Genomic DNA, 22,912 nt, shown 5'->3' on the forward strand with positions numbered 1-22,912 from the left:
GTGCAGACCCTAGTGGGGGTTCACACTGGGACGTATGGACAACAGGAAAGCGGTCTTCGCGGGCGCCGACGGACAGTCGCTGGCCGGCCGCCTCGAACTGCCGTCCGGCCCGGTGGTCGCGACCGCGGTGTTCGCCCACTGCTTCACCTGCGGCAAGGACTCGGTCGCCGCGTCCCGCATCTCCCGCGAACTGGCGGCCCGCGGCGTGGCCGTGCTGCGCTTCGACTTCACCGGCCTCGGCCAGTCCGACGGCGACTTCGCCAACACGACGTTCACGTCCAACGTCGACGACCTCGTCTGCGCCGCTGACCACCTACGAGAGACCGCGGGCGCCCCGAGCGTCCTCATCGGACACTCGCTCGGCGGCGCGGCCGTCCTGGCCGCCGCCCACCGCATCCCCGAGGCACGCGCCGTCGTCACGATCGGCGCCCCCGCCGACACCGCCCACGTCGAGCACCTGCTCGGCTCGTCCCAAGACGACATCGAAACCAACGGCGTCGCCGAAGTGCTGCTGGCCGGCCGCCCGTTCCGCATCAGCAACGACTTCCTCGCCGACATCAAGCAGCAGAACCAGACCGCCTGCATCGCCGGCCTGAATCGCGCCCTCCTGGTCATGCACTCACCGCAGGACGACCTCGTCGGCATCGACAACGCCAGACTCGTCTTCGACGCGGCCCGCCACCCCAAGTCGTTCGTCACACTGGACGGGGCCGACCACCTGCTCACCAACCGCGCGGACGCCACCTACGTTGCCGAGGTGCTCGCCGCCTGGGCCAGCCGCTACCTGGTCCGTTAGATGCGAAAACCCGCAGCGACCCAGCGCTGCGGGTTTCCTCAACCGATCGGGGCGACAGGATTTGAACCTGCGACCCCCCGCTCCCAAAGCGGGTGCGCTACCAAACTGCGCCACGCCCCGGTTGGAACCAGCTTACCGCCCTCCGCTAAGGTATTGACCGCAGCCCCTCAGGGGGCGGCAACGCGGGCGTAGCTCAATGGTAGAGCCCTAGTCTTCCAAACTAGCTACGCGGGTTCGATTCCCGTCGCCCGCTCGCGGCCGAGGCCGACGTGTGTCTGCGGAGAGCGCGGACCACGTCGGCCTCTCGCCTTTTCATCTGGGGGCCGAGCCCCCAGACCCCCAGCCGGGGGCACGCCCCCGGACCCCCATCACCTGGGGTTGAGGTGCGGGAGTGCGGGCCACTTCGGCCATTCCCTCGAGCCCGCACTTTGAGGCCGCGTGCCCCGATCGTCGCAGGGCGGACTTCATGCAGGCTGCTGGAGCACAGCCACGTTGAGCGCTTTTCCCGGGAAATCAGGCCCAGACCTCGCCACGGGGGCGAGCCGACGGGCCGCGGCTTCGCGGGTTGGGTGAGTCACCGCAACCCGTCAATGCTGGTCGGTCTGTGCGTCCAGGCCTCGTGGTTTCCCTCATCTCGGCTGGAAAACGAGCCATGCGGCCGAGGGCGGCATTGGCCGGACTTGTGAGTTTTGTGAGCAGAGTCACAGTGGGGCGATGTCCTGCGCCGAGCAGTCCCACCGGGCTCATCACCGGCCAGTCCGCATCGGACTTGGCCAGCACCTCCACGCCTGCCGCGTGGCCCCGGCGGAACGGGCGGTGCTCGGGAGGGAAGTGGTCGTGCCCGCGGCCACCTCTGCCGCGGTCGCGATCTCCCGTCCGGCCTGGCCCGGACGCTCCGAGAACACCGTGTTGCAGGGACTGCTGGGCGAGCGGCGGAGGTTCACCGAATGTGCGCCGGCGTGCCCGGTGGTGACGCCCAAAGTGCTCACCGAGACGTTGCGGGCCATGGAGCGGGACGGCACAGTCACGCGCACCGAGTACGACCAGAACCCGCCACGCGTGGAGTACGAGTTGGCCGGGCAGGGGCACAAACTGCCGGCCTTGCTCGTCCTCTGCCGCGGATGGGCCCGAGACAACCTGGTGGAGACGTGAGGCTCGAACAGATCGTCGTCGACTGCAACGATCCCGCTCGCCTCGTGCGGTTCTGGGCAGCGCTGCTCGGCGGTGAGCCCGTCGAGCGGGAGCACGGCTGGGCTCACGTCGAACCGCCTGAGGCGCCGCGGTTGTCGTTCCAGCCGGTGCCCGAGCGCAAGGACGTGAAGAACCGGCTGCACCTCGACTTCGAGGTCGAGGACATCGAGGCCGCCGTGGTGAAGGCGGTGAACCTGGGCGCCACCCGCGAGGGTGTCGTGCACACCGACGAGAAGGGCAGCTTCCAGGTGATGCGCGACCCCGAGGGCAACGAGTTCTGCTTCGTCCGCTGATTCGTCAGCTGGAAACCTGTCACTGGACCGCCCGCCACAGCGCCTCACCGAAGCGGATCGCGAGGATGACGAGGAGCACGCCGATCGCGAAGCTGATGAGGCAACGCACGATCACCAGCAGCTTGGCGCCCTTCACCCGGCCATGATTTATCGCCGGAGGGCAATACAACAGGGCCCATCGGGTGCAATGCGGAACCGAATAGCATGCGGGCGTGACCGACTGCCTCTTCTGCCGCATCGTCGCGGGCGAGATCCCGGCGAACGTCGTGACGGAGACCGACACGACGCTCGCCTTCCGCGACATCGACCCCAAGGCACCCACGCACGTGCTGGTGATCCCCAAGGAGCACCACCGGGCGATCGGCGACGTCGACCCGCTGCTCGCGGGCCAGATCCTCGCGACGGCCCACCAGGTCGCGAAGCAGGAGGGGATCGACGAGTCCGGCTACCGGCTGGTGTTCAACACCGGCAAGGACGGCGGCCAGACAGTCTTCCACGTGCACTGCCACGTCCTGGGCGGACGCGGCCTCACCTGGCCGCCCGGCTAGTCAAGCTGTTGATCCACCTTGGGGATCACCATGTCCCGCACGAACTTCGCGTCGACCGGGTTCCCATGTCCCGGCACGACGACGCGGGGGTTCAGCTCCAGCATCCGGTCCAGGACGTGGCGCCAGTTGCCCGGCGTCGCGTCCGAACCGGCCTGGGCGGGCGCGCCTTCCTCGACCAGGTCGCCCGCGAACACCACGTCGACGTCCGGCACGTGCACGATCACGTCGTGCGAGGTGTGCGCGGGCCCGAAGTGGTACAGGTCGACCCTGCGGCCCCCGACGTCCAGGGTCACGATGTCGCGGAACGTGTGCGTGGGCGGGATGAGCGTGCCCTCGAACGGGTCCGGGTAGTACCTGGCGCGGCTTTCGAGCAGTGTCTCGTCGATCACGCAGTCCTCGTGCGCCCACACCTCGCAGGGCAGGAACGCCTCGGTCGCCAGCACGTGGTCCCAGTGGTTGTGCGTCAACACGATCCGGGACGGATGCACCTCGGCGGCGAGCGCCGGGTCCATGCCGGAGTCCACCAGCAGCGAATCACCTGATCCGGTGATCAGGCCGAGGGTCAGGTCGAGCTCGGTGTGCCGCCGGATGAACACACCGTCCGCGATCTCGATCACCGCAGCACCCCGTCGATCAGGATCGGCGCCGCGTCGCTCACGCCGATCCGCACCGCGAGATCCACGTCCGCCCCGTGCCCGTGCTCCACCAGCTCCTGTCCGGATCCGCACGTCCTCACCGCCGTCTCGACGTCGGTGTTCCGGAACGCCGTGACCGCGAGCTGAGCCTCCGGTGAGGCGTTGCCCGACAGCCCGGAAAGCGCGTACAGCACCGCTCCCGCGCCCAGGTAGTCCTCGACACACGGCCGCAGCGCCCCGAAGTCACCGGGGCCCGCCTTGTGCATGTTGAGACCCCACTGCTCCCCGCCGGGAATCACGCCGATCGTCTCGCCCAGCTCCGCGGCCCTCTTGGCGACCGCGTCGGCGTTGCGCAGACAGGCCGCGAGCACGTGCGCACCGGTCTCGGCCGCCACCGCGCAGAGGTGCGAGCCGTTCGGCGACGGCAGCTCGACCAGACCTGTCGCATCGACGAGTGATGCTGGTCGCAGCGTGCCCTTGCCGGACTTCCAGCGCGACGGCCGCACCTGGCCGCCGTTGCCGACCACCAGGTCGACGGAGGTCGTGAACGACAGCACGTCCACGACGATCAGCACGTCACAGCCTCGCAGCGCGTCGACGCCGTCGGGCCCCCATTCCAGCTTCAGCTGGTACCCCTCTTGACTGAACACACCCACCAGCGTGTCAGACTCCGTGACGTGCGCGTTTATCTGGCAGCAGACCACGCGGGCTTCGAGCTGAAGTCCCACCTGTCCACGGCTCTCAAGGAGCAGGGTTACGAGGTCGTCGACGTCGGTGCCCACACGTACGACGCCCAGGACGACTACGTGTCGTTCTGCACCGACGCGGCCGAGCGGGTCGTCGCCGATCCCGGCAGCCTCGGCGTCGTCATCGGCGGTTCGGGCAACGGTGAGCAGATCGCCGCGAACAAGGTGAAGGGTGCGCGCGCCGCGCTCGCGTGGAACATCGACACCGCGCAGCTCGCCCGCGAGCACAACGACGCCAACCTGGTCGGCATCGGCGCCCGTCAGCACACCACCGAGGAGGCGACGGCGATCGTCTCGGCGTTCCTCGAGACGCCGTTCTCCGGCGAGCCCCGGCACCAGCGCCGCATCGACAAGGTCAGCGCGTACGAGAACAGCGCCCACGAGAACAGCGCCCACGAGAACAAGGCCTGATGCCCGAAGGCCACACGCTGCACCGGCTCGCGCGGCTGCACCAGCGCCGGTTCGCGGGCAAGCCGGTGTCCGTCACCAGTCCACAGGGACGCTTCGCGGCGTCCCTTGTGGACGGACGCAAGCTCGTCCGCGCCGAAGCGCACGGCAAGCACCTGTTCCACGTCTACGGCCCGGACGCGATCGTGCACGTCCACCTCGGCCTGTACGGAACGTTCACCGAGGCCCCGCTGCCGGTGCTGCTGCCCGTCGGCCAGGTCCGCATGCGGATGGTCGGCGAGACGCACTGGACGGACCTGCGCGGCCCGAACACGTGTGAAGTGCTCAACAAGGACGAGGTCAAGGCGATCCGCGAGCGGCTCGGCCCCGACCCGTTGCGCAAGGACGCCGACCCCGACCGCGCCTACGAGCGGATCATCCGGTCGAAGCAGCCGCTCGCCGTGCTGCTGATGGACCAGAAGGTGCTGGCGGGCGTCGGCAACGTCTACCGCGCCGAGGTGCTGTTCCGGCACAACGTGAACCCGCTGCTGGTCGGCAACAAGGTCAGCCGCGAACTGTGGGACACGCTGTGGAACGACCTCGTCGTGCTGATGAAGGACGGCGTGAAGGTCGGCCAGATCAACACCGTCCGCGCCGAGCACCTGCCCAAGGCCATGGGCCGGGCGCCGCGCGTGGATCGGCACGGCGGTGAGGTGTACGTCTACCGCCGTGCCGGCGAGCCGTGCCTGATCTGCGGGACCGAGGTCCTGACCACGGAACTGGCGGCGCGCAACCTCTTCTGGTGCCCGGCCTGCCAGCCCTGAAATTTCTGGTCGGGGCGATTTTGGGTGCGGCTGGAAAGTGCTCAGTTGATGAGCACTTTCAGAAGTCAAACCCGCCCATGTCACCGAAGTCGAAGCCGCCGGCGTCACCCACGTCAGCGACACCGCCCATGTCGCCCATGTCGCCGCCGAAGTCGCCCATGCCCATGTCGGCCATGCCGTAGTCACCGATGCCGTGCATGCCGGAGAACATGGCGTCCATCAGCAGGAACGTGCCCACGCCCCACGCACCGGCGACGAGCGCGGGCTTCCACCACGGCTCGGAGTACCACCCACGCGGCACCGGGCGTCCGGCGACCATGCCACCGGGGTAGTAGTAGGGCGTGCCGGCACCGGAGCGCGGCGACGCGGCGTACTGGTGGCCCTCGACGGTGACCTGGCGGTCCTCGCTGACGGCACCCGCCTGCTTCTGGCCCGCGATCTCGGGCAACGCGGGACCGGGATCCATGCCCATGGCCTCACGCGCGGCGCGGACGTAGTGCAGGCCCTCCATCGCGGTCTGGGTCACGAGCCGGGCCTGCGGGATCGTGCGGGCCTGTTCCATCTGCGACCCGGCAGCGGTGAAGCGCTCGGACGCGTCGGCCAGCGCCTGCGTGGACGCGGCGTTCGAGCCCGTGAGGCTCATCACCTGCCCACCCAGCCGCTCGACCCACCGGCGGGCCTCCGCCTTGGCGTCGTCGAGCTCCCGCGCCTTGCGCGCGTTGCTCTGGCTGACCAGGTAGAACACGCCTGCGACCAGCAATACCAGTACAACCACCCACACGATGGTGCCCACGGCTTACCTCCCACACCAGGTAATCCGTCAACGCGTGAACGCCGGTCGTAGTTCCGTCAGAACACCTCTGGGCAATGGGGGTAGTACGCACCGAGGAACGCGATCGTGAGCGCATCCACATGTCCTGGCGTGTGCTCGACCACGCGGTGTGCGCGCTTCAGCACTGAAAGCCGTGCTCCGCCGAGGAAAGCGCTGCCGAGCGCCGCGGCGTCCAGCGTCACGTCCGCCGGATCCTCGGTGCGGGCCACGGTGGCCTCGCCGTTCTTGACGGTGAAGCGCCAGCGGCCGCTGTTCCACGGGCAGAAGGAGTCCTCGACCTCCAGCACACTGTCCACATCGGACGAATACTGGCGCAGCGGCAGCGCGCGGTCGACGTCGACGATCCGCAGCCACAGCCCGTCGGTGGCCTCACGGCGCACCTTCCGCGGGTTGTCGACCATGTGCAGGATCGGATCGTCCCAGGCGGTGTAGAAGGAAATGGCGCCCGCGAGGTCCATGTCCAGCACGTACCGGTAAAGGTCCACGTACGCCTGTTCCGTCTCGCACACCAGCTCGCGCACGTGCAGTTCATGCCGAGGCCCGCTCGAGTCGCCCTCGTACTTCACGCGGAACACCACATACCCCTCGGGGTGCAGGGCGTACCGGTAGGAGCTGAGCCCACCGCGATCGGACTCGCGATCGGCGAGCTGCACGTCCCAGGTCGCGTCGACCCGGTTCACCCAGCCGACGCGCGTGCGGCGCACCCGGTCGTGCACCTCGCGCATGAACGGCAGCGCCTCTTCACGGGACACCTGGCGGATCCGGGTGTCGCTCACCCGCACGCCGGGGTGAAAGGCCATGCGGGTCGGCATCGTCAGCATGGCCAGGCTGCTCGCGTACTCGCCGTAGCCGAACCTGCGGTAGATCGCCCCCTCCGACGCCCAGAGGATCGCGATCGCCTCGCCGTTCTCGTGCATGCCGTGCAGCTGCGTCTTCATCAGCAACGACGCCACCCCACGGCGCCGATGACCCGGCATCACCGACACGACGGTGACCGCACCGACGGGGACCTGATGATTACCCGGAACGGTGATTTCACGGCTCAGGACACCGGCGGTGCCGATCATCTCGTCACCGTCGAACACCGCGTGCGCCCGCTCCAGCTCCAGGACCTTGAGCCACTTGAAGTCCTCGTCAGGCGTGGCCAGGAACGCCCACGCCATCACGTCCTGGAACGTCCGGATCTCGGATTCGTCGATCGTCCTGATGCTCAGCGCTGAGTCGGCCATAGCGGCAGTGATACGCCGCCATGGCCGCTCTCGCAGCTCATTTACCGCTGGACAGACTTGATCTCGCAGAACTCGTCGAGACCGAACCTGCCGAACTCGCGGCCGTTGCCGGACTGCCGGTAGCCGCCGAACGGCGCGCTGGTGTTGAACGCGGCGCCGTTGATGTCGACCTGCCCGGTGCGCAGGCGCTTGGCGACCTTCAACGCGCGGTCGGTGTCCGCGGAGAACACACCGCCGGCCAGGCCGTAGATGGTGGAGTTGGCGATGCGCACCGCGTCGTCCTCGTCCGCGTACGGCATGACCGACAGGACCGGGCCGAAGATCTCCTCCTGCGCGATCGTCATCTCGGTCGTGACGCCGCCGAACACCGTCGGCGTGACGTAGAAGCCTTGCGGCAACGGCGCTTCCGGCCCACCGGCGGCGAGCTGCGCACCTTCCTCGACGCCCTTGCGGATGTAGCCGACGACGCGGTCGCGCTGCGCCTTGGACACGGCCGGGCCGATGCGCGTCGACGGGTCCGCCGGGTCGCCCGAGGTGTACTTCTTCGCTGCGGCGGCGGCGAGCCCGACGGCCTCGTCGTGCCGGTCGGCGGGCACCAGCAGGCGGGTCCACGCGCTGCACGCCTGGCCGTTGTTCATGAACGAGTTGGCGACCGCGATCTTCACCGCACGACCGAAGTCCGCATCGTCGAGCACGATGCACGCCGACTTGCCACCCAGCTCCAGCGCGACCCGCTTGACCGTCTCGGACGCCACCGCTGACACCCTGCGACCCGCGCGCGTGGACCCGGTGAACGACACCATGTCCACGTCCGGGTGCGCCGCCAGCGCCTCGCCGACCACCGGCCCGGTGCCGTGCACCAGCCCGAACACACCGGACGGCGTCACCGCCGTGATGATCTCGGCGAGCAGGTCGGCGGTCTTCGGCGCGAGCTCGCTCGGTTTGAGGACCACGGTGTCGCCCGCGGCGAGCGCGGGCACGACCTTGGCGACCATCTGCTGTAGCGGGAAGTTCCACGGCGTGATGGCCGCGACGACCCCGATCGGCTCGCGCAGGATCAGCGAGTTGCCGATCTCCTCCGGCTCGAAGTAGCCGCGCTCCAGCACGTCCGCGACACCCTCCGCGATGGCGATGGGGTTCGCGACCTGCACCTTCTGGCTGAACGTGATGGGCGTGCCCATCTCGCGGGTCATGGTCTGCGCGAGCTCGTCGCCGCGCTCCCGGAGACCGTCGATGATCGCCCGGACGACCTTCGCCCGCTCCTCGACGGAGGTCTCCGACCAGGCCGGGAACGCGGCCTTCGCGGCGGCCACGGCCGCGTCGACGTCGGCCGGTGTGCCCTCGGCTACCGTGCCGATGACTTCCTCGGTGGCGGGGTTGACGACCTCGATCACGAGAGCCCTCCAGGCGGATGTGACACCCAATGCGCTGACAACGGTCCAGCCTGTCACATCGGCTCGCGGTGGTCACGCCCGCGACCGGGCGGGGTTCGGTGAGGCGCGGAGCACATGCGCGGGTGCGGGTGTTGGGCCGGCGCAGGCGGTCGCGGCCGCGGTCGAGGTGGAGCGGTGAGGCGCGGGGCAGGTGCGAGCCGAACACAGCCGGTCGAAGCCGCGATCGAGCCGCACCAGTTGGACGCGCGGCACAACCGGACAAGGCCGCGATCGAGGTGACCGGTACGGCACGCGGCACAGACCGCGGTCACGTCCCGGCAGAGGCCATCACACCCCCGATCCGCCGCTCCCGCAGCACCCGGAGATGCACGGCCGCCCACGTCCGATACGGCCGCCAAGCCTCGGACACCTCCGCCAACGGCCGCCCGTACCGTTCACGAACCTCGTCGGCGATCCGGGACTCGTTGTACGGCACGGCGTCCGGCGCGTTCGCCCCACGCAGCACGACCAGCTCGGCCGCGAACGGACCAAGGCCCTTCACCTGCTGCACGGCCAGCACCGCCGCCGCGGGCTTCATCGCGCGCAACGTCACCGCGTCCAGCAGGCCGTCGAGCGCCGCCTCCGCCACCGCGCGCAGGTACTCCGGCTTGCGGCCCGGCAGGTCCAGGTCGAGCCCGCGCAGGACCGCGGGCGCCGGGAACACGCCGTCCTGGGCCAGCGAGGCCTTCAACGCGGCCGCCTGTGACACGCGGACCCGTTGCGACAGCACCGACCACGCCGCCGCCTCGTACGGCGAGTAGAACCCGCACGGCCGCAAGCCGGGCAACGAAGCCTGCGCGCCCGCGATCACCGGATCACGCGCACCGACCTCGGGCCAGCCGCGACCGTCGACGTCCAGCGACAGGAAACGGCAGACCTGGGCCGCCGCCAGGTCCAGGTCGCCATCGCCCGACAGCGACAGAACGGCAGTGGCGCCGCGCTGGGTCACGGAGACCGAAGCACGGCGCCACTCACGCTCGACCAGAAACGTCGACTGCAGCGCCTCGCCCTCGCGTTCGGGCAACGCGGACGGGGTGAAGCCCTCCCAGAAAGCCCGGGACGTGGCCAGCGACCAGGGGCCCTGAACTGCGACTTCGACGTGGTGGTGTGCCATGTCTGAAGACGGTAGCCAGCACCACCGACAAAAAACTCAGCTGAAGTCCAGGTCGCCCGTACGCGTGCGCTTGAGCTCGAAGAAGTACGGGAAGCCGGCGAGCATCCGGGCGCCGTCGAAGATCGTGCCCGCCTCCTCGCCCCGCGGGATCTTGGTCAGCACCGGGCCGAAGAACGCGACGCCGTCGATGTGGATCGTCGGGGTGCCGACGTCCATGCCGACCGGGTCCATGCCGCGGTGGTGGCTCTTCTTCAGCTCGTCGTCGAACTCGGTCGAGTTCGCGGCGTCGGCCAGCTCCTCCGGGAGCTCGGCGTCGGCCAGAGCCAGCTTGATGACCTCGTCGAAGTCCTTGTTGCCCTCGTTGTGGATCCGGGTTCCCATCGCGGTGTACAGCTCCGGCAGCACCTCGTTGCCGAACTTCTGCTCGGCGGCGATGGCGACGCGGACCGGTCCCCAGCCCTTGGTCATGAGCTCCTTGTACTGCTCCGGCAGGTCACGACCCTCGTTCAGCACGGACAAGCTCATCACGTGGAAGCTGAGGTCGATGTCGCGGACCTTCTCCACCTCGAGGATCCACCTCGAGGTGATCCAGGCGAACGGACAGAGAGGGTCGAAGTAGAAGTCGACCTTCGCCTTGTCGGCCATGCGTGCCCCTTCAGTCACGGTGGGTGCGGTTATCGCCCCATCAGCCCAACCAGATCACCCTGTCATCTCTTCCCGTAGGCCGGTTCCGTGATTGGATGCGGGAGTCATAACCATTCCCGACGACGTCAGCGCGTAACCACACGCGCGGCAGACGAGGTGACCAGTGGCCGCGCCCAACCTCACCCGCGACCAGGCTCAGGAACGTGCTGAGCTGCTGGAAGTGGAGTCCTACCGGATCGAGCTGGACCTGACCGACGGCGGCGGAAAGCCGGGTTCGGACACGTTCCGCTCCACCACCACCGTGGTGTTCCGCAGCCGGACTCCGGGTGCTTCCTCGTGGATCGACATCGTGGCGGCGACGGTGCACCGCGCTGTGCTGAACGGCAGCGAGCTCGACGTCTCCGACTACCGCGAGGAGGACGGCATCAAGCTGCCGGCCCTCGCGGAGACCAACGAGCTCACCATCGAGGCCGACTGCCGGTACATGAACACCGGCGAGGGCCTGCACCGGTTCGTCGACCCGGTCGACGGCGGCGTGTACCTGTACTCGCAGTTCGAGACCGCGGACGCCAAGCGCATGTTCGCGTGCTTCGACCAGCCCGACCTGAAGTCCGTCTACTCCATGAAGGTGACGGCTCCGCACGACTGGAAGGTGATCTCGAACAGCGAGATCATCGCCACGGAGGACGGCGAGGGAGGCGCGGACGTGCACACGTTCGCCACCACCAAGCCGATGTCGACCTACATCGTGGCGCTGGTCGCGGGCCCGTACGCGGAGTGGCGTGACGAGTTCGTCGCCGAAAACGATGGTGGTCGCGACTTCCGCATCCCGCTGGGCATCTACTGCCGCGCGTCGCTCGCCCCGCACATGGACCACGAGCGGCTGTTCACCGAGACCAAGCAGGGCTTCGGGTTCTTCCACAAGGCGTTCGGGGTGCAGTACCCGTTCGGCAAGTACGACCAGTGCTTCGTGCCGGAGTTCAACGCGGGCGCGATGGAGAACGCGGGCTGCGTCACGTTCCTGGAGGACTACGTCTTCCGCAGCCGCGTCACCCGCTACCTCTACGAGCGGCGCGCGGAGACCGTGCTGCACGAGATGGCGCACATGTGGTTCGGCGACCTCGTGACCATGCGCTGGTGGGACGACCTGTGGCTGAACGAGTCGTTCGCCACCTGGGCGTCCGTGCTCGCGCAGGCCGAGGCCACCGAGTACCGCCAGGCGTGGACGACGTTCGCGAAGATCGAGAAGTCGTGGGCGTACCGGCAGGACCAGCTGCCGAGCACGCACCCCGTCGCCGCGGACATCTCCGACGTGCAGGCGGTCGAGGTCAACTTCGACGGCATCACCTACGCCAAGGGCGCTTCCGTGCTGAAGCAGCTCGTCGCGTACGTCGGGCTGGAGAACTTCCTGGCGGGCCTGCGGGTCTACTTCGCCAAGCACGCGTGGAGCAACGCGACGCTGGCGGACCTGCTGGGCGCGCTGGAGGAGGCGTCCGGCCGCGACCTGTCGTGGTGGAGCGCGCAGTGGCTGGAGACGACCGGCCTGAACCTGTTGCGCCCCAAGTTCACCGTTGACGCGGACGGCAAGTTCACGGAGTTCGCCGTGCTGCAGGGCGGCGCGCGTCCGGGTGCCGGCGAACTGCGCACGCACCGCATCGCGATCGGCGTGTACGACGACGACGGCTCCGGCAAGCTCGTCCGCACGCACCGCCACGAGCTCGACGTGACGGGCGACCGCACCGAGGTGCCCGAGCTCGTCGGCGTGCACCGCGGCAAGATCGTGCTGGTCAACGACGACGACCTCACGTACTGCACGATGCGCCTCGACCCGGACTCGCTGGCCGCGCTGATCGACCACATCTCCGACATCGCCGAGCCGCTGCCGCGCACGCTGTGCTGGTCGGCCGCGTGGGAGATGACCCGCGAGGCCGAGCTGAAGGCCCGCGACTTCGTGAACCTGGTGCTCGGCGGTCTGCACGCCGAGTCCGAGGTCGGTGTCGTGCAACGGCTTCTGCTGCAGGCCCAGACCGCGCTGTCGTCCTACGCGGACGACTCGTGGCGCGGCGAGGGCTGGCGCCGGTTCGTGGCGAAGACCCTGGAACTGGCCCAGGCCGCCGAGCCGGGTTCGGACCACCAGCTGGCGTTCGTGAACGCGCTGGCGTCGTCGGTGCTCGACGAGTCCACTTTGGACGTGCTGCGCGGCTGGTACGACGGCAGCGCCGGGCTCGAGGGCCTGGACGTGGACACCGACCTGCGCTGGCGTCTGCTGCAGGCCCTTGTGGCCCACGGCAAGGCGGACCTGCCGGAGATCAACGCCGAGGAGGAGCGCGACCCGACCTCCACCGGCCACCGCCGCGCGCAGCAGGCACGTGCGCTGCGCCCGACGGTCGAGGCCAAGGACGAGGCCTGGGACCGCGCGGTGAACGACGACGAGCTGCCCAACGCGGTCAGCGAGGCGATCATCGCGGGCATCTCGCACCCTGGCCAGAAGGAGCTGCTGGCGCCGTACGTCGAGCGCTACTTCGCCGACGTGAAGGGCGTGTGGGACCGCCGCACCTCCGAGCGCGCGCAGTCCATGGTGGTCGGCATGTTCCCGGCGTGGTCGATCGCGAAGTCCACTGTGGAGGCTGCCGACGCGTGGCTCGCCGGCGATCACCCGCCTGCGTTGCGCCGCCTGGTTTCCGAGGGACGAGCGGGGATCGTGCGCGCGCTGGCGGCGCAGGAGTTCGACCGCTCCTGAAATTCGCTGTGCGGCGAAGGCCCCGTGACGCTTTGATGGCGGCACGGGGCTTTCCCGTCTCTTGGGGGTGTCTTGTTCCGCTACCGACTCGTGCACTCGTACACGCTCGAAGACGACTCCGAGGTCGTCGAGGTGATCGCGCGTGCAGTCGACGTCGACTGGTTCTTCAGCGATCCGGTACCGGTCGGACGTGAGCGCGTCGTGCTGCGCGGCTGCCCGCTCTCGTTCGCCTGCCTGGCCGGGGACTTCGTGCTCGAAGCAGGTGTGGGCGACGAACTGCAGTGGTGGCGCCTGACCGACCTGGTCGTCCACGGCACGGTGCCGAACGGCAGCCTCGTGGACGTCGTTGCGACGGCCGCGGCGCGCCTGGTCGATGAAGGTCCGGCGTTCGGGTCCGTGCCACGCCACGTTCTCACCCAGGAGGGCCTGCGGGTGGGCTCCTTCGTTGCTGCCGACGGGTTTCCGAGGCCGTGGCAGGGGCACGAGTGGCCTCCGGTGACGTTGGTCGGCGTCGACAGGGCCGACCTGAACGGGCTGCAGCGGCGCGCACACATGATCGCGGGTGGCGAGCGGTTGCAGGCGCTGGACCGGTACGGCCGGATCATGACCGACCTGCCGATCGAGATCGAGGTCAGCTCCGTGAGTCCCTCCGCGCTGGGCGACGGGCTCTTCGACGTCGTGCTCGACCAGTCGTCCTGTGACAGTCCTCCCCAGTGGCGGGACCGCCCGGCTCCCTCGGCACGAGCGGTGTGGGACCTGTGGCGCGAGGGCGTTCCAGCGGAACGCAACCTGTGGTCCCGGTTCGACACGGGCGGCCGCACGGCTTGGGCCGACCTCACCTTTCCGGCACGCGAGACGTTCGGCACGGACGCGGTCGGCGGCACCTACCACCTCGACGGCCGCCACACCACGGACGTGCCGGGACTGCACCTCGCGCTGAGCGAGGCACTGGTCGGGCCGGGTGGTTACTTCGGCCGGGAGTTCAACGGGTTCAAGGACTGCCTCTGCGGAGGATGGGGCGTCAAGCCGGGGTTCACGTTGATCTGGAACGACGCGCAGGTCGCCCACGACGCGATCCGCGTCTACTTCCAGGACATCCTCAAGTTGTTGCGGCGCTTCGGGGTCACCGTGGAGCTGAAGTCGTCGTCCTTTCTGGACGGGGTGAGGGAGCTGGACAGACGCATGGAGCTGGGCGCGCTCACGGAACGCTGGGTCGCGGGTTGGGTCAAGGGGGCCGGACTGCCGGCCGAGCCCTACCCCGACTCCTGGAACGTGCGCGTGGACCAGCCCGGCATGCGCATCGAGCGCGTTCTCACCGATGAGGGTGCGACGGACTGGCACTCGACTCTGATCTACGAGAACGACTGGATCACCGTGCCGACCACCGCGCCGGAGAAGGTCACCGAGATCCTCGCCGGCGTGAACCTGGAGATCCGGCCGCGGGAGACGTTCATGCGGCGCGCTCTCGCGGACCACCCGGCACCACCTGCGCCTGAGGGGTACGAGCTGCGGGTGGCACGCGGAGACGTGATCGAAGTCGCGCTGACCGCCGACGGCGAGGAGGCCGCGAGTGGACTGATCGCCGTGATCGGCGACGACGCCGTGCCGCACCGCATCCGGACCTCGCCCGAACATCGACGGCGGGGGCTCGGCAGCGTGGTGATGGGCGTGCTGGCGCGGGAGGCGGTCGACGCCGGCGCCGTGGACGGGCTGTTGTTCGCGAGCGAGGACGGCCTGCACCTGTACCGGAAACTGGGCTGGACAACGATTTCGGACGTGGTGATCGCGTCCAACACCAAGGGGGAAGCATGATCGGTGAACTGGTGGAGCGCTGGCACCGCGGCTGGATCGCGGCCGACGGGCTGACGTCCCAGTACCGCGACGGCCACCTGGTCGTCCACGTGAACCGGTCGCGCCGCAAGTACGAGTGGCTCGTCGCGGACGACGCGGAAGCGGGCGCGGTGGCGAAGGTCGTGGCCGCCACGGACGAGCCGAACTGGGTGAGTGTCCTGACGCACGCGCCGTCGAAGGTGGCCGCGGAGGTCGAAGCCGCCGGGCTCGTCGTGGCACGGCCGGACGAGACGTTCATGCGGTGCGAGCTCGCCGATCATCCGCAGTTCGACGCGCCCGAGGGCTATGCCGTCGAGGTGCGCAAAGGGCCGGTCATCGGGGTGCGGGTGCTGAAGGACGGCGAGGAGGCGGCGAGCGGACTGATGGCCGTCGTCGGCGAAGACGCTGTCGCACACCGGATCGGGACCGCGGAGGAGCATCGGCGGCGTGGGCTGGGCACCGTCGTGATGGGCACGCTGGTGCGGGAGGCGGTGAAGAACGGGGCCAAGACGGGGTTGCTGTTCTCGTCGACGGAAGGCGTGCACCTGTACGGCAGGCTCGGCTGGGAAAAGATCTCCGACCTTGTCGTGGCGCGCAACGACGTCAGCGCGTAGCAAAGCCCCCGGCGATCACGCCGGGGGCTTCGTCAGTGCGAAAGCTACGAACGGGGTGCGTTGCCCGCCTGGTCGGTCAGCATGCGCAGGCCCGACACGAGGCCACCCGCGAGGTCGCCCTCCTTGAAGGACGCCACCATGCTCATCACGGCGAGCTTGGCGCCGCGGTCGGCGAGGCGGCGGTGCGACTCCTCGCCCGTCACGATCTCGACGACGCGCTCGCCCGGCGACACGGCCACGAGCACGTGGTGCGACGGGCGGTCGGTGGAGGCGTGCAGCTCCTCCGCGCGCTCGCGCGAGGACGAGCCCAGCTCGCCGAGGTACACGCTGAAGTCCAGGCCCGTGGTGCGGCTGGAGAGCGTCAGCGCCTCGTCCAGCTGCGCGAGCTGCGTCGGCGTGAACGGCAGCTCCGGGGCGTGCGGCTCGTACATCTTCGCCACGGAGACACGGCCGCTGTTCGTCACGACCGCACCCTGCGGCAGCGTCGACGGGTCGACGGCTTCGATCGCCTTACCAGTTGCCACGGGCGCCTCCCTTGGCGGTCGAGCCCGACGTCGCGGGCTCGGCGGTGCTGTGGTGGTCCGCGCTCAACCCGGCAGGGTTCGCGCTCCACCACACCGGGGCGTAGCCCCACTCCTGGCCGGGCCGGTACCGGGGAATCCGGGTGGCCTTGGGCCTCAACGTCAGCAGCATGATCACGCCGTAGATCGCCAGCGGGATCAGCGCGAAGACGAGGACGGTCTCCACGATGGTCACGGCGGGTACGGTAGCCCAACTCACCCGCGCGCGAGCGGCCGGGCCAGCGTGATCGCGGTCAGTCCCACGATCGTGCCCGCCACGACGTAGACGGCCCCCAGCGACGTCCACGACGCGAGCGGCCCCGCGAGGCCCGCACCCAGCGGCGACAGGCCCCACGCCAGCACGCGGTACGCGCTCGTCACGCGGCCCATCATCGGGCCCGGCGTGAGCCGTTGGCGCCGGGTCGCGGACAGCACGTTCCAGCCGGCGGACGCGACACCGAACAGCACACACGCGAGGACCGCGACCACCAGCCACGGCACGAGGCCGAACAACGCGAACGCGGCGCCCAGGAGCGTCAGGAACCCGACCATCACCCGCCCGGCACCCCATCGGGACGCGAGCCGCGGCGACAGCCAGGCGCCTAGCAGAGCGCCGGCCGCCATGCACACGACCAGGCCGGGAACCACCGGTTCGGCAAGCCCGAGCACCTGGATGGAGTAGAGCGCCAGCATGGCGTTGACGGCGGCCGCACTGACAGCTGTGATTGCGACAGCAACTACCAGTGACCGCAGGCCAGGAGTCCGCAGGAGGAACCTGGCGCCCTCCACCAGTTGCCCGCGAAGATCACCTCCGGAGCGTTCGGGAGCGATGTCCGGCAGGCGGGACACCAGCAGTGCCGCGACGACGAACGAGAGGGCGTCGAGCGCGAAACAGGCCGCCGGAGCCCACCAGAACAGCACCGCGGCGGCCAGCGGGCCGGCGAGGTCCATGCCGACCGTCTCGACGGCGACGAACCTGCCGTTCGCCGCCTCCAGGTCCTCAGAGCCCGCCAGTTCGACCAGCAGCACCTGCGACGCCGAGTCCGCGAACGTCTCGGCGGAGGTCAGCACGAAAGCCGTGGCGCACAAGACCAGGACCGTCGCGTGTCCGGTGTGGACCGCCGTCGCGAGCAGTCCGGTCACCCCCGCGCGCAGCCAATGTGCCACGACGACCACGGTTCGCGGTCTCCAGCGGTCCACGAACGCCCCCGCGGGCAACGCGACGAGCAACCAGGGCAGGGTCGTGGCGACCGCCACCGCGGACACGGCGAGCGGGCTGCGGGTGCTCGCGGCGGTGAACAAAGGCAGCGCGACGACGCGGACGCCGTCCCCGACGAGCGACACCGCCCAGGCGCCGGTGAGCACTCGGAAACCACGTCCGTGCAGGCCTTTTGCGGTATGACGCACGTCACGTTCCATCTGTTTGAACGCTACAGAGCGTGTCCATACCGGCCAGTAAGGGCAATGAGTGCTCTCGTGCGGCGCAGCGGTTACACCCGGTCAGGCCTCACCCGGTCGGATGCGAACGGGTGCCGGTTTGGGGTCTTGCTCCCGGAACACCCACCTCTTAGCTTTTCACCTATACGGCTCTTGCGCAGCCGCCCCGAGCGTCCTGGAGGACACAAAATGTTCACGATGACCCGCCCCCAGGCCCTGTCCATCACTCTTCCGAGCTACAAGGACGATTCAGTGCGTATCACGGCAAGTGACTCCGTTCGCATCACGGCGCGTGACTCCGTTCGGATCACGGCGGCCGATTCGGTGCGCATCACTGCCTCGGATTCGGTGCGCATCACGATGGCAGACTCGGTTCGCATCACCGCGAGCGATTCGGTCAGGATCACGATGTCCGATTCGGTGCGGATCACTGCCCGTGAGGACTCCGTTCGGATCACCGCGCGCGAGGACTCGGTCAGGATCACGGCGCGTGAGGACTCGGTTCGCATCACGGCGAACGACTCCGTCCGGATCACGATGGACGACTCGGTCCGGATCACGGCTCAGGACGACAGCGTCCGCATCACGATGGACGACTCCGTGCGCATCACGGCGCACGACGACAGCGTCCGCATCACGGCGCACGACGACTCCGTGCGCATCACGGCACGCCAGGACGACTTCTCCCTCGCGGGCTGACCCCAGCAGAAGGCAGATCAGGCCGCGGGTTCACCCAGGTACGGCAACCACTGCGGATCAGCCTCGGCCACCCCGGCGAGCAACCGCCAGTGCGGGCCGCGCGGCGCCGCCGGTACGACGCGCAGCCGCCAGCCCAGTTCGGACAGCAGCTTGTCCGCCTTGCGGTGGTTGCACTTCGCACAGCAGGCGACGCAGTTGGTCCAGGTGTGAGGTCCGCCACGCGAGCGCGGCACGACGTGGTCGATCGTCTCGGCCCGCCCGCCGCAGTAGGCGCAGCGGTACCGGTCGCGGTGCATGAGCCCGGCACGGGTCATCGGCACGCGGCCGCGATAAGGAACGCGAACGTAGGTGCTCAGCCGGATCACGGACGGCACGAGGACCTCGGACTTCGACGAGTGCAGCACGAGCCCGGAGGCGTCTCCGTGCACGACCTCGGCCTTGCCGCACACCACCAGCACGACCGCCCGGCGCAGCGACAGGGCCGTGAGCGGCTCGAACGTGGCGTTCAGCAGCAGGACTTTGCGTCTTCCCCAGGGGAAAACCGCCGGCGTCGGACCGGAACCTCCCCCATCTCGATCCCCGTCGGGCACTGCCCGCAGCTCTGCCTGTTTTCGGCATGGGGAGACCGTCGGCGCCGTCTCGCCTGGTAGCGAGGCGCCGATAGGGGTCGGTTGTCGGTCTGGCACGCGACCACCTCCACCGGTTCAGCCATAGGAGACCACACTTACCAGCAAAAAATCACGTGTGATAAGTGACGCGTCATGGATGTGTGATCAAACCTGGGGTTAACCAGCTCCCTATCGGAGATGGTTTTCATCGCCCGCTACTCTTGACAAGGTGACAGAGGCTCCTTCCACCCCACTGCCTGCGACGATCTCTTACCCGATCGCGGAGCGGCTAAACCTCGTCGAGCAGATTCACGGTCGTGACGTCGCCGACCCGTACCGCTGGCTCGAGGACACGAGCGACCCGCGCACCGAGGCGTGGTCGCAGGCGCAGGACGCGCTCGCGCGCTCCTGGCTGGACGCGATGCCCGGCCGCGAACGCCTGGGCGAGCGGCTGAAGGAGCTGATGCGCACGGGGTCGGTGTCCACCCCGGCCTGGCGCGCCGGCAGGGCCTTCTTCACCCGCCGCGGTCCAGAGCAGGACCACCCCGTCGTCATGGTGCGCGAGGTCGACGGCACCGAGCGCGTGCTGCTCGACGTGAGCGCGCTCGACCCGTCCGGCCGCACCACCCTCGACAGCTGGTCGCCGAGCCTCGAGGGCAGGCGCCTCGCGTACCAGGTGTCGGTCGGCGGCGACGAGCACTCGCTGCTGCACGTCGTCGACGTCGACTCCGGCGAGCTCATCGAGGGCCCGATCGACAGGTGCCGCTACTCCGCGATCGGCTGGCTGCCGGGCGGCGAGGAGTTCTTCTACGTGCGCCAGCTCGACCCGGCGCTCCTGCCGGAGGACGAGAAGCTGTTCCACCGCCGGGTGTGGCGCCACCGCGTCGGCACGGATCCGGAGACGGATCTCAACGTCCACGGCGACGGCCAGGCGCACACCTTCTACTACACGCTGAACGTCTCGCACGACGGACGCTGGCTGGTCGTGAGCGGCGCGCCCAGCACGCTCAAGCACGACTCCGTGTGGATCGCGGACCTGCACGGCGACGGCGCGCTCAAGCCGGTGATCCTGACCGAGGCCGGTGTGCAGTGCTCGGCTTCCGTCGCCCGTGACGGCAGGCTCTACCTGCACACCAACCACAACGCGCCCCGGCAGCGCCTCTGTGTCGCCGACCCCGCGAATCCCACCGAGTGGACCGAGCTGATCAGCGAGGAGCAGGACTCCGTGCTGGACGGCGTGCGCTGGATGAACGGCGACCTGGTCGTTCTGCGCACCCGGCACGCGGTGTCCGAACTGCACCTGCACGACGCCGCGACCGGCGCGCACAAGCAGGAGATCCCGCTGCCGGGCACGGGTTCGTTGCACGGCATGTCCGTCGTGGACGCCGCCACCGACCACGACCAGGACACGGTGTGGTTCGGGTGGACGGACTTCGTGACGCCGCAGTCGGTGTTCCGCTTCTCCACGTCCACCGGCGAGACCGTGCTGCACGAGGCCGCTCCCGGCCACGTCGAACTGCCGGCCGTCACCACGCAGCAGATCGCGTACCCCTCCAAGGACGGCACGACGGTCCGCATGTTCGTGGTGAGCGGCGAGCAGAAGCCCGACCTGCCCCGGCCCGCGCTGCTCACCGGCTACGGCGGCTTCGCGATCGGCCGCGGCCCGGGCTACAGCGCGACCACGCTCGCGTGGGTCGAAGCGGGCGGCGTGTGGGTGCACGTGTCGTTGCGCGGCGGCGACGAGGAAGGCGAGGAGTGGCACGTCGCCGGAATGCGCGCCAACAAGCAGAACGTGTTCGACGACTTCCACGCCGCCGCGGAACGGTTGATCGCCGACGGCTGGACCACGCCGCAGCAGCTCGCGATCATGGGCGGCTCCAACGGCGGCCTGCTCGTCGGCGCCGCGCTGACCCAGCGCCCCGAGCTCTACGCGGCCGTGGTGTGCTCAGCGCCACTGCTCGACATGGCGCGCTACGAGAACTTCCTGCTCGGACGGTTGTGGGCCGACGAATACGGCAGCGCGAGCGTTCCGGAAGAGCTCGACTGGCTGCTCTCCTACTCTCCTTATCACCGAGTGGTAACGGACGTTGAGTACCCTTCCGTGTTGTTCACGGTGTTCGAGTCGGATTCTCGTGTGGACCCCAACCACGCCAGGAAGATGTGCGCCGCGCTGCAGCACGCTTCGACAAGTGATCCGACCAAGCACCCGGTGCTGATCCGCCGCGAGACCGAGGTCGGTCACGCGGGCAGGTCGGTCAGCCGGACGGTCGCTCTCGCCGTGGACCAGCTGACGTTTCTCGCGAATGCCACCGGCATGGAGTTGTAGGAGGGCACGACCACGTGTTGGCGCAGAGTCCTGTGGATGACGCCGCGAACAAGACCGCGCAGGCGGTCGACTTCTTCGCGGAGCACGGTCCCGCGATCATCGCGGGCGCGATCAAGATCGTCCTGATCCTGATCGCGGCCTTCGTGCTCAGGGCCGTGCTGCGCAAGGTCATCGACCGGATCACCACGCCCGGCAAGGAAGGCAAGAAGCCGGGCCTGCTCAAGCCGTTGCGCGAGCGGGCTCCCCAGGCGCTCGGGAACCTCGTCTCCGAGCGCCGGGAGCAGCGCGCGAAGACGATCGGCTCAGTGCTGAAGTCGGTCGTCACCATCCTGGTCTTCGGGATCGCGTTCCTGGAGATCATGATCGTGCTGACGCTCGACATCACACCGGTGCTGACCTCGGCGGGCATCCTGGGTGTGGCCATCGGTTTCGGCGCCCAGAACCTGGTGAAGGACTTCCTGTCCGGCATGTTCATGCTGCTGGAGGACCAGTACGGCGTCGGTGACGTCGTGGACCTCGGCCCGTCGATCACCGGCACCGTCGAGGCGGTCGCGCTGCGCACCACCACGATCCGCGACACCAGCGGCACCGTCTGGTACGTGCGCAACGGCGAGATCCTGCGCGTCGGCAACTCGTCGCAGGGCTTCGCGGTCGCGGTCGTCGACCTTCCGCTCAGCTACGGCGCGAACCTCGCCGAGGCGACCAAGGTGCTGGAGCGCAAGGTCGAGGAGGTCGCCGAGTCCGAACCGGTCAAGTCGGACATCACCGCCAAGCCCGAGGTGCTCGGTGTGGAGAAGTTCACACCGGACAACATCACGCTGCGGGTGACCGTGAAAACGCGGCCTGGCCGCCAGTGGGCGGTCCAGCGCAACCTCCGTGCGCAGCTCATGCCCGCTCTGGAGGAAGCCGGCTTCACGGCCAAGTGAGATCGAACACCCATTCGAGACGGCTAATCACCGGGGCGGCCTGCACGCGATGGCTCGCGTGAGTCAGGATGGTCGTGTGGGCAACCCGGTGAGCTTCTTCGAACAGGTCGGTGGCGAGGAGACGTTCCATCGCATCGTCGCGCGCTTCTACAAAGAGGTGAAGGCCGACGAGATCCTCCTGCCCCTGTACCCGGAAGAGGACCTCGGACCTGCGGAGGAGCGGCTCCGGCTGTTCCTGATGCAGTACTGGGGCGGCCCCCACACCTACTCGGAGAACCGGGGCCACCCGAGGCTGCGGATGCGCCACGTGCCGTTCAAGATCGGGCCGATCGAACGGGACGCGTGGCTGCGCTGCATGCGGATCGCCGTCGACGAAGCCGGCCTGGACGAGGCCCACCGCAAGCAGCTCTGGGACTACCTGGAGATGGCCGCGAACAGCCTGATGAACAGCTGGTCTTGATCGCCCATCACCCGATCGGGTCCTTTCGCAGCGACACGA

Annotated in this window: 24 protein-coding genes and 2 tRNA genes; 14 read left to right on the plus strand and 12 right to left on the minus strand. The window is 69.0% G+C overall.

Annotated elements, in window-relative coordinates; genetic code table 11:
• The first annotated feature begins 34 nt into the window (after positions 1-34).
• Entirely contained in the window at positions 35-796 is a 762-nt protein-coding gene (locus tag JOD27_RS21410) for an alpha/beta hydrolase family protein (protein WP_204764051.1), read from the plus strand.
• A 46-nt stretch (positions 797-842) separates the two neighbouring features.
• On the opposite strand, the gene JOD27_RS21415 is transcribed toward JOD27_RS21410, so the two are convergent.
• Positions 843-916: transfer RNA gene (locus JOD27_RS21415), tRNA-Pro, on the minus strand.
• Positions 917-978: 62 nt separating this feature from the next.
• Here JOD27_RS21415 and JOD27_RS21420 point away from each other — a divergent pair.
• The 4 genes from JOD27_RS21420 (at position 979) to JOD27_RS21435 (ending at position 2,828) form a co-directional block, all read left to right on the plus strand.
• Positions 979-1,049: transfer RNA gene (locus JOD27_RS21420), tRNA-Gly, on the plus strand.
• Positions 1,050-1,591: 542 nt separating this feature from the next.
• Positions 1,592-1,948 (plus strand): winged helix-turn-helix transcriptional regulator, encoded by a 357-nt coding sequence (locus tag JOD27_RS21425; protein ID WP_307830246.1) that lies wholly within the window; start codon positions 1,592-1,594, stop codon positions 1,946-1,948.
• A complete protein-coding gene (locus tag JOD27_RS21430) occupies positions 1,945-2,280 on the plus strand; it encodes a VOC family protein (RefSeq protein ID WP_204764052.1) in 336 nt (111 codons plus the stop codon). Before JOD27_RS21425 ends, JOD27_RS21430 begins: the two co-directional genes overlap by 4 nt.
• Before the next feature lie 212 nt (positions 2,281-2,492).
• Positions 2,493-2,828, plus strand: a complete 336-nt coding sequence (locus JOD27_RS21435; protein WP_204764053.1) for a histidine triad nucleotide-binding protein — start codon at positions 2,493-2,495, stop codon at positions 2,826-2,828.
• On the opposite strand, the gene JOD27_RS21440 is transcribed toward JOD27_RS21435, so the two are convergent.
• Positions 2,825-3,445, minus strand: coding sequence for an MBL fold metallo-hydrolase (locus tag JOD27_RS21440; protein ID WP_204764054.1), 621 nt, complete (start codon positions 3,443-3,445; stop codon positions 2,825-2,827). The two genes, JOD27_RS21435 and JOD27_RS21440, sit on opposite strands and share 4 nt — an antisense overlap.
• Positions 3,442-4,113 (minus strand): 2-phosphosulfolactate phosphatase, encoded by a 672-nt coding sequence (locus JOD27_RS21445; protein ID WP_307830247.1) that lies wholly within the window; start codon positions 4,111-4,113, stop codon positions 3,442-3,444. Before JOD27_RS21445 ends, JOD27_RS21440 begins: the two co-directional genes overlap by 4 nt.
• Positions 4,114-4,140: 27 nt before the next feature.
• Here JOD27_RS21445 and JOD27_RS21450 point away from each other — a divergent pair, with 27 nt between their 5' ends.
• Both JOD27_RS21450 and JOD27_RS21455 read left to right on the plus strand, forming a co-directional pair.
• The gene (locus JOD27_RS21450; protein ID WP_204764056.1) at positions 4,141-4,620 is read left to right on the plus strand and encodes a ribose-5-phosphate isomerase; all 480 of its coding nucleotides are present in this window, start codon (positions 4,141-4,143) and stop codon (positions 4,618-4,620) included.
• Positions 4,620-5,420 (plus strand): Fpg/Nei family DNA glycosylase, encoded by an 801-nt coding sequence (locus JOD27_RS21455; protein WP_204764057.1) that lies wholly within the window; start codon positions 4,620-4,622, stop codon positions 5,418-5,420. Before JOD27_RS21450 ends, JOD27_RS21455 begins: the two co-directional genes overlap by 1 nt.
• A gap of 58 nt (positions 5,421-5,478) precedes the next feature.
• Here JOD27_RS21455 and JOD27_RS21460 read toward each other — a convergent pair whose 3' ends face one another.
• The 5 genes from JOD27_RS21460 to JOD27_RS21480 form a co-directional block, all read right to left on the minus strand.
• Entirely contained in the window at positions 5,479-6,213 is a 735-nt protein-coding gene (locus JOD27_RS21460; RefSeq protein WP_204764058.1) for a hypothetical protein, read from the minus strand.
• A 56-nt stretch (positions 6,214-6,269) separates the two neighbouring features.
• A complete protein-coding gene (locus JOD27_RS21465; RefSeq protein ID WP_204764059.1) occupies positions 6,270-7,481 on the minus strand; it encodes a GNAT family N-acetyltransferase in 1,212 nt (403 codons plus the stop codon).
• A 41-nt stretch (positions 7,482-7,522) separates the two neighbouring features.
• Entirely contained in the window at positions 7,523-8,875 is a 1,353-nt protein-coding gene (locus JOD27_RS21470; RefSeq protein ID WP_307830248.1) for an aldehyde dehydrogenase family protein, read from the minus strand.
• 307 nt (positions 8,876-9,182) lie between these two features.
• Positions 9,183-10,028, minus strand: a complete 846-nt coding sequence (locus JOD27_RS21475) for a DNA-3-methyladenine glycosylase family protein (RefSeq protein WP_204764061.1) — start codon at positions 10,026-10,028, stop codon at positions 9,183-9,185.
• A gap of 36 nt (positions 10,029-10,064) precedes the next feature.
• On the minus strand, positions 10,065-10,673 hold the full coding sequence (locus tag JOD27_RS21480) for a mycothiol-dependent nitroreductase Rv2466c family protein (protein WP_204764062.1): 609 nt from the start codon (positions 10,671-10,673) through the stop codon (positions 10,065-10,067).
• Between the two features lie 163 nt (positions 10,674-10,836).
• Here JOD27_RS21480 and pepN point away from each other — a divergent pair, with 163 nt between their 5' ends.
• From pepN to JOD27_RS21495, 3 genes are all read left to right on the plus strand, one after another.
• Positions 10,837-13,413, plus strand: a complete 2,577-nt coding sequence (gene pepN, locus JOD27_RS21485) for an aminopeptidase N (protein WP_204764063.1) — start codon at positions 10,837-10,839, stop codon at positions 13,411-13,413.
• A gap of 72 nt (positions 13,414-13,485) precedes the next feature.
• Positions 13,486-15,225 carry a GNAT family N-acetyltransferase gene (locus JOD27_RS21490; protein ID WP_204764064.1) on the plus strand — a complete coding sequence of 580 codons (1,740 nt, stop codon included), beginning with the start codon at positions 13,486-13,488 and terminating at the stop codon, positions 15,223-15,225.
• On the plus strand, positions 15,222-15,857 hold the full coding sequence (locus tag JOD27_RS21495) for a GNAT family N-acetyltransferase (protein WP_204764065.1): 636 nt from the start codon (positions 15,222-15,224) through the stop codon (positions 15,855-15,857). The genes JOD27_RS21490 and JOD27_RS21495 overlap by 4 nt, the downstream gene beginning before the upstream one ends.
• Positions 15,858-15,901: 44 nt before the next feature.
• Here the strand turns inward: JOD27_RS21495 and JOD27_RS21500 are convergent, their stop codons facing one another.
• From JOD27_RS21500 to JOD27_RS21510, 3 genes are read right to left on the minus strand one after another with little or no spacing between them, the layout of a single operon-like run.
• Positions 15,902-16,381 carry a DUF5130 family protein gene (locus JOD27_RS21500; protein WP_204764066.1) on the minus strand — a complete coding sequence of 160 codons (480 nt, stop codon included), beginning with the start codon at positions 16,379-16,381 and terminating at the stop codon, positions 15,902-15,904.
• Positions 16,368-16,613 carry an aa3-type cytochrome oxidase subunit CtaJ gene (gene ctaJ, locus JOD27_RS21505; RefSeq protein WP_204764067.1) on the minus strand — a complete coding sequence of 82 codons (246 nt, stop codon included), beginning with the start codon at positions 16,611-16,613 and terminating at the stop codon, positions 16,368-16,370. Before ctaJ ends, JOD27_RS21500 begins: the two co-directional genes overlap by 14 nt.
• 20 nt (positions 16,614-16,633) lie before the next feature.
• On the minus strand, positions 16,634-17,824 hold the full coding sequence (locus JOD27_RS21510; RefSeq protein WP_204764068.1) for an MFS transporter: 1,191 nt from the start codon (positions 17,822-17,824) through the stop codon (positions 16,634-16,636).
• A gap of 228 nt (positions 17,825-18,052) precedes the next feature.
• On the opposite strand from JOD27_RS21510, the gene JOD27_RS21515 reads away from it, so the two are divergent.
• Positions 18,053-18,553, plus strand: coding sequence for a DUF2345 domain-containing protein (locus JOD27_RS21515; RefSeq protein ID WP_239568201.1), 501 nt, complete (start codon positions 18,053-18,055; stop codon positions 18,551-18,553).
• A gap of 17 nt (positions 18,554-18,570) precedes the next feature.
• On the opposite strand, the gene JOD27_RS21520 is transcribed toward JOD27_RS21515, so the two are convergent.
• Positions 18,571-19,143, minus strand: a complete 573-nt coding sequence (locus JOD27_RS21520; RefSeq protein ID WP_112275528.1) for an HNH endonuclease — start codon at positions 19,141-19,143, stop codon at positions 18,571-18,573.
• Between the two features lie 247 nt (positions 19,144-19,390).
• On the opposite strand from JOD27_RS21520, the gene JOD27_RS21525 reads away from it, so the two are divergent.
• The 3 genes from JOD27_RS21525 to JOD27_RS21535 all read left to right on the plus strand — a co-directional run bounded on the left by JOD27_RS21525 (position 19,391) and on the right by JOD27_RS21535 (position 22,873).
• Positions 19,391-21,487 (plus strand): prolyl oligopeptidase family serine peptidase, encoded by a 2,097-nt coding sequence (locus tag JOD27_RS21525; protein WP_204764071.1) that lies wholly within the window; start codon positions 19,391-19,393, stop codon positions 21,485-21,487.
• A gap of 95 nt (positions 21,488-21,582) precedes the next feature.
• On the plus strand, positions 21,583-22,413 hold the full coding sequence (locus JOD27_RS21530) for a mechanosensitive ion channel domain-containing protein (protein WP_307830304.1): 831 nt from the start codon (positions 21,583-21,585) through the stop codon (positions 22,411-22,413).
• Positions 22,414-22,462: 49 nt separating this feature from the next.
• Positions 22,463-22,873: a globin gene (locus tag JOD27_RS21535; protein ID WP_204764072.1), complete on the plus strand. Its 411-nt coding sequence runs from the start codon at positions 22,463-22,465 to the stop codon at positions 22,871-22,873.
• Positions 22,874-22,912 lie beyond the last annotated feature (39 nt).

This window comes from Lentzea nigeriaca (assembly GCF_016907955.1).
Taxonomy (GTDB): Bacteria; Actinomycetota; Actinomycetes; order Mycobacteriales; family Pseudonocardiaceae; genus Lentzea; species Lentzea nigeriaca.